At 63.3% G+C, this 6162-nt stretch carries 5 protein-coding genes; 3 read left to right on the top strand and 2 right to left on the bottom strand.

The genetic code is table 11. From position 1 onward, the window contains the following. The first annotated feature begins 190 nt into the window (after positions 1 to 190). Positions 191 to 499 (top strand): putative quinol monooxygenase, encoded by a 309-nt coding sequence (locus tag VN856_RS24190; RefSeq protein ID WP_325693983.1) that lies wholly within the window; start codon positions 191 to 193, stop codon positions 497 to 499. Between the two features lie 245 nt (positions 500 to 744). Here VN856_RS24190 and VN856_RS24185 read toward each other — a convergent pair whose 3' ends face one another. Together VN856_RS24185 and VN856_RS24180 are read right to left on the bottom strand one after the other, a co-directional pair. Continuing rightward, on the bottom strand, positions 745 to 927 hold the full coding sequence (locus tag VN856_RS24185; protein ID WP_325693980.1) for a hypothetical protein: 183 nt from the start codon (positions 925 to 927) through the stop codon (positions 745 to 747). Positions 928 to 1147: 220 nt separating this feature from the next. Beyond that, positions 1148 to 4396, bottom strand: a complete 3249-nt coding sequence (locus VN856_RS24180; RefSeq protein WP_325693986.1) for a helix-turn-helix transcriptional regulator — start codon at positions 4394 to 4396, stop codon at positions 1148 to 1150. A gap of 639 nt (positions 4397 to 5035) precedes the next feature. Between VN856_RS24180 and VN856_RS24175 the strand changes: the two genes are divergently transcribed. Further along, entirely contained in the window at positions 5036 to 5647 is a 612-nt protein-coding gene (locus VN856_RS24175) for a hypothetical protein (protein ID WP_325693977.1), read from the top strand. 293 nt (positions 5648 to 5940) lie between these two features. Continuing rightward, a partial coding sequence (locus tag VN856_RS24170) for an SDR family NAD(P)-dependent oxidoreductase (protein ID WP_325693974.1) occupies positions 5941 to 6162 on the top strand: 222 nt, incomplete at its 3' end.

Genomic DNA, 6162 nt, shown 5'->3' with positions numbered 1-6162 from the left:
CGGGGAGGAAGGCGCCATCGACGCGCACCTGCAACTTGGCGCCGTCGTCGCCAACGCACCCTCAGCCTGAGATACGGACAAACGACGGCACGATTTCGCCTGCCACTAATCCTCCACGCTCAGGGCCGCGTGGGAGTAAAGCATTAGAACCGGGTTAGTTAACCCACCAACCGCGCGAAGGAGTTACGAGATGGCAGCTAACAACGAGGTCGTCCTCATCGCCGAAGCAACAGCACTGCCGGGTAAGCACGATGACTTACGGCACGCCTTCGACATCCTCGTTCGGCAAACGCGGGCAGAAGAAGGCGTCAACGCCTTCATCCTGCACGAAGCCCGCGACAAACCGGGTCATTTTATGCTTTACGAGGTGTACCGCGACCAATCCGCTGTCGAAGCTCACTTCGCCACAGCGCATTTCGGGGCCATCGTCAAAGCCCTCGCTGAATTCGCCGAAGGTGGCGTACCGAGACTCACCTACTACACCGAGACCGGCAGTTAGAAAACGGCATACAACGGCCAGCGCAGGGCGGCCGTCGATAAAACCCAGCCACCAAAGTAGCGGTTCCCGCGTCTCCGGCGGCCGCCGCCGCATGCCCGCATTGAGCCGATTTCGGCGCGTTGCCGCCTGCATCTGGCGGTCAACGAACTAAAGCGCCGACGGAGTGTCCTCCGCCGGCGCCTCGGTCAAAGTAGACCCCCAACGAATTCGGTTGTGTCCGTCAGGGTCCAGTCCGGTCAGCGTCTTCAACCGACAAGCCGTGGGTTGGCCAACATCGACTGATTCAACGAGATGACCTGCGCGATGCCTGGGCTAGGACCTCCCGCCGCCGGCACCGCCGCCACGCTTGCCGCCGCCGGCACCGCCGCCACGCCTGCCGCCGCCAGCGCCGCCGCCGGCGAACGTAATCTCCCCACAGCTGAATTCACTCATGCTTGTCCTTTCGAAGGTTGTCTGCGTCATCTCACGATGAGGCGATATCAGCGGGTGGCGAGAGATCGACCGCAATTGGGGTACACCACCCAGTAGCAATACTTCTCGACGCGGCCGCAAGTGTCAATGGTCGTCGACGAGCACATGCGCGGTGTATCGACCCCGCTGAACCCACTTGATTGGTGATGCTTGCCCGTGTCCTTTTCGCAGCGGCGATCAGGCGTGACGGGCTGCCTCTTGGGCGAGTTGGACACGGGAGGTCACGTCGAGCTTCGCATAGATGTGCGTGAGGTGGGTTGACACGGTGCGGGGCGATACGAAGAGGCGGGGGGCGATGTCCTTGGTAGCCAGACCTTCACTGACCAGTCGTACGACCTCGAGCTCGGCTGGGGTGAGGGACCACCAACCACTGGCCGGACGTTTGCGTTCGCCGCGCCGGCGCTGTGCATAGGCGATCGCCTCATCAATCGATAGCGCGGCGCCCTCGGCCCACGCGGCGTCAAAATTCCGGTCGCCCAATGCTTCACGGAGCGCCGCGATCGAGGCGTCGTAGTCCGATTGGTGAATCTTGAAGCGGACCGCGCCCATTCGTTCGCGGCCTGCGTCGGCTGCACCGAAGAGTCTGGCCGCTTCGCGATGAGTGCCCGCGTTGGTTGCGAGGTCAGCGAGGCACTCCAGTATGTCGGGCACGACGAGATGCCCGCGAAGTCTGGCGGCAACCGCGAGCGCATCGTGAGCGTCGCGTTCGGCCTGTTCCAGTTCACCGCGGGCGATGTCGACCCGCGCGCGGGTAGCCAAGGCTGCCGACAGATCGCAGCCCTTCGTCAGTGATACGACCGCGTCGGCCCACTCGCGCGCCGCGGGCAGGTCGCCGTAAGCGAGCGGCGCTCGCGCGGCCCACATGTAGATCACGCCGGTGGCAGGTACCAAGCCGGTGAACTGCCGCGCCGTCTGACACGCCTGCCATGCTGCCGTCGGATCACCGGCAGCCAGCGACGCGACGGCCAGCACTACGTAGCCATAGCCTTCATAGAATTCAGCCAGCCCAGAGGACTCCTTGAGCACCTTGTCAGCTGCTGCTTGCGCACCGCCGCTGTCGCCCTGGTATGCCAGACCGAGACCGGTGGTCAACAGGCCGATCACCCGCATCAACCCATCGTTTGCCGCGGTGGCTTCGTCGGTTACCTCTCGTAGCCGTGTCACAGCTCCGGTCAGGTCGCCTCGGTAGGTGTGCGCCCAGCCGATCACCCACCGGCACTGACGAGAGTTGAACCGGTCACCGATCGCCTCGGCAAGCTGGAGCGCTTCCTCGGCTGCGGTTTCGCCTGCGATCAGATCACCGGTATAGATTGCGGCAACCGCTTGGCGAAGAAGAATCTGGCTTAATCGCCACGAATCGCCCAGTTCGCGGGCAATATTTGCAGCCTCGGCGAAGTATGGGGCGGCCTCCGTTGGGTCAGCGAACGCAGTAAGAGTGCCGACAGCCATCAGAGCACGAGCGACAAGACCGGGGTCGTTGAGTTCCCGGGCGACAGATAACGCCTGTTGGGCTTCCTCAATACCCTCCGGGAAGCCATTCCACGCGACGAGCAGCGCTTTGTCGGCAACAGCCCGGACCCGAGCGGGCGAGGGATGGGATTGATCCGGGATCTCCGCGGCGACAGCGGCGTCGAGCCACGCCAACCCTTCTTGCAAGTGCCCGCGTGCTAGCCAGAGCGGCTGCAACGACGAAGCCAGCGTCAAGGCGAGTTCCGTGTCCGCGTTTTCGCGGCTCCACCGAAAGGCCGCCCGCAGATTGTCGATCTCCGTCTCGGCTCGGTCAAGACGCTGCTCGTTGACGGCTGATGCGGGCGTGTCCAGTTGAGCCGCCATCGCCGTGTAATGGTCACGATGACGAGTGCGGACGGCGTTGGCATCGCCGGACTCGTTCAACTTTTCGGCGGCAAACTGACGAACAGTTTCGGGTAACCGGTATCGGGTACGGCCGCTGGTGTTATCGGCTACCACGAGAGACTTATCCACGAGCAGGGTCAGCTCGTCGAGCACCTGGTAGCGCTGCACATCACTACCGCCGCAGACGAATTGCGCGGCGTCGAGGTCAAAACCGCCGACAAACACGGCTAGCCGACGGAACAACACACGTTCTGGTTGAGTCAACAAGGCGTGTGACCAATCCACCGAGGCCAGCAGCGTCTGTTGACGCCGCACGGCGGTGCGCGCGCCGCCTGTCAGCAGGCGGAAACGGTCATGGAGACCATCGAGGATCTCCGCCGGCGACAACGCCCGAACGCGTGCCGCTGCTAGTTCGATTGCCAGCGGCAGCCCATCGAGGCGCTCACAGACCTCGATGACCGCGACCGCGTTCTCGCTGGTGCCGTGGAAGTCCGGCCGAACCCGTCGAGCCCGGTCATTGAAGAGCTCAACGGCATCATTGGTGAGTGACAGCGACGGCACGCGCCAGCTCAGTTCACCCACGACACCAATCGGCTCACGGCTGGTCGCGAGCAGCCTCACCTGAGGACAGGCGTCAATTAGCGCCGCCACCAACTCAGCAGTCGCGTCCAGCAGATGCTCGCAATTGTCGAGAACCAGCACAGCCGGGCGCTCAGCGAGGAAACGGAGAGCGCTGTCGGTTGGAGAGCCACCGGGCTGGTTGGGCAGCCCAAGAGCGCGCGCCAGAGTAACCGGCACCAAATCGGACTGGGTGATTGGCGCCAGGTCCACGTACCAAACGTTGCCGAAATCACCGCCGAGCTTGGTCGCGACCTGCACGGCGAGACGGGTTTTGCCGACGCCCCCCGCCCCGACCAACGTCACCAGCCGGTTGCCGGCCAACAGCTGGTGCACATCGAGAATCTCCGCATTGCGGCCGATAAAACTCGTCAGCTGCGCCGGAAGACCATGGATGACGCCACCATTGGAGGCGCGCAATGCAGGAAATTCGTTGCGCAAGTCGGGGTGGCACAGCTGAACAAGCCGCTCCGGACGGGGCAGATCTCGTAGCCGGTGAGTGCCCAGACCTACCAGCCATGCACCCTCAGGGAGCCGATCCACGATCATGTTCTCGGTCGCTCCCGACAACACGGTTTGGCCACCGTGAGCCAGATCGCGCAGGCGCTCAGTCCGGTCGACGGTCAGACCGGTGTAGTTGCTCTCGTCACGCAGCTGCACCTCGCCGGTGTGCACGCCGATACGTAGCCGGATCGGGGCCAGTGCCGCGCGCTGCAATTGCAGCGCGCACGCCACCGCATTGCTGGCGCGGGCGAACGCGACCACGAAACTATCGCTCTCGCCCCGGCCCCCTAGCTGTACACCATCGTGTTCGAAGATCGCTTCGGACAGCGCGCGCTGCAGACGTGCGACCGCGGCCGCCATCTGCTCGGGTTGTGTTTCCCACAGTCGCGTGGAGTCCTCGGCGTCGGCCAGCAGCAACGTCACCATCCCCGCCGGCAGTAGCTCACTCACTCCTACATCGCTCCAGTTCAACGACGGTGCGTCCGCCCGGGGATCGATCTCCCTCATGTTAGCCAGCTTGCGGGAACTGCGTACAGCAAGCTGTCAGCCAGCTGGCCTGCCTACGAACATGCGCCCTCGTACATACGCGATCTGTCCGATGATCTAGCGCTCCCGAGATCCCATAGTCGATTCGTAGGACCTGTGACCAAACCACAGCCGTGGCCGACGACCAGGAAGGGGCACTGACTGATGACCCCCACAACGACACTCTTACGTGGCGAGACACCGTTGCGGCGCCATCGTCTCACCGGTCACGGCGCCCTTCACGTCGACGCGCTCGCCCAGGCGCAATCACTGCTCGACTTCGATCGGGCACCGGTCTCGCTGGGTCTATATCCCTTAGTCCGCAATCACCGGCGCCGCATCATCCTTACTGGTATGGGGGCATCGCATGTTGCGGCCCTGCCGAGCTGGGGCCGGCTCGTCGCGGGCGGCAGGTCCGCATGGTGGATCGATACTGAAAATCTTTTGGCGAATCCACAAATCGTCACCTCCGATTCGCTGCTGATCGCCACTTCGCGGTCGGGCTCAGGCGCCCAGGTGCGCGCTTTGGCCGATCGGCTCACCGAGACCATGAGACCAGCAGCGATGGTAGCGATCACCGACGACCTGGCCAGTCCCCTCGCCGAGGTCGCTGACTGTGAAGTTTTGCTGCGCAGCGGGGCGTCGGGCAGCCCAACGGGATTTCTGAACGCGCTGATCGCCCATGACTATGTCGCGTCGATGATCCTGAACGAGGACAACGACTATGTCCCCCCGCTCGCGCGCACCGTAGCCACCACGACGTTGCCGACGGAACTCCGCGAAGTGGCCGCGGACATTACGAGCCACCCAGACTCGCGCCTGGCTTACGTCGGGTATGGCAAGCACGCAGCCGCTGTCTTATACGCAGCTTTGCTCACGAACGAGATGACGACGATCCCCGCCGACGCGTACATCGCAGGACAACACCAAGACGAGTTGCTGCAGAGGGCAGACACGCAATTAACAGTTCTGCTCTTCGGCTCGCACAGCGGTCCCAACGTGGTCTTGCACGCACTGGCTCGTGATCTGCTGGCGGCCGGGTCAAACGTGATTGTCATCGGTGGCGTCGATGTTTCCGGCTCAACCTACGTCCCCAGTTCGACAGAACACGTCGGTGCTGAAGTCGCTCGCAACGTTCTAATCATCGAACAGTTCGTGTCAGCTTTGACCACGTGAGCGGGCTGGACGCTCACATACCCTCCCGGTCGAATAAATGGGGTAGTTGACCCAGTGCGGGTCGGCGCCCCGGACGACGATGCTTTCGACGTCATCTCCAGCCTCGATGACATCTGAAGCGCAGGCGGTTCGGGGTTAGTTGCTCAACACTATTGCCCGTCATCTCTGAGCATGATTGGCGGGTGGGCCAATTCGATTGCTGTACTGGGTTACATATCCCACTGAAGTATGTGAAGATGAGATCTGCGTATCACGGCGGTGCGCCCGCGAGATAGCGAGATGGGATCGGGCCTATGAGTGCAGGATTCGACGGTAAGAAGGTCATCGTCATCGGCGGCAGCGCCGGTATGGGAAGACAAGCCGCCATCGACGTCGTGTCCGCCGGGGGCAGCGCCGTGATCGTCGGCCGGGATTCTGACCGAGTGGCCGACACCGTGTCCACGCTCAGCGCAACCGGCAAGGCCTACGGCGTGACCGCTGAGCTCACCGACCGCGACGCCGTGGCCGTTCTGCAG

It is taken from the genome of Mycobacterium sp., from assembly GCF_035603715.1.
GTDB lineage: Bacteria > Actinomycetota > Actinomycetes > Mycobacteriales > Mycobacteriaceae > Mycobacterium.
Note: the sequence above shows the minus strand (reverse complement) of the source record. Positions and strands in the feature narration are given on the sequence as shown.

Bases quoted from the DNA above. Each gene is read 5' to 3' on its own strand.
- VN856_RS24190 (WP_325693983.1), top strand. From the start codon at position 191: ATGGCAGCTAACAACGAGGTCGTCCTCATCGCCGAAGCAACAGCACTG.
- VN856_RS24175 (WP_325693977.1), top strand. From the start codon at position 5,036: ATGGTAGCGATCACCGACGACCTGGCCAGTCCCCTCGCCGAGGTCGCT.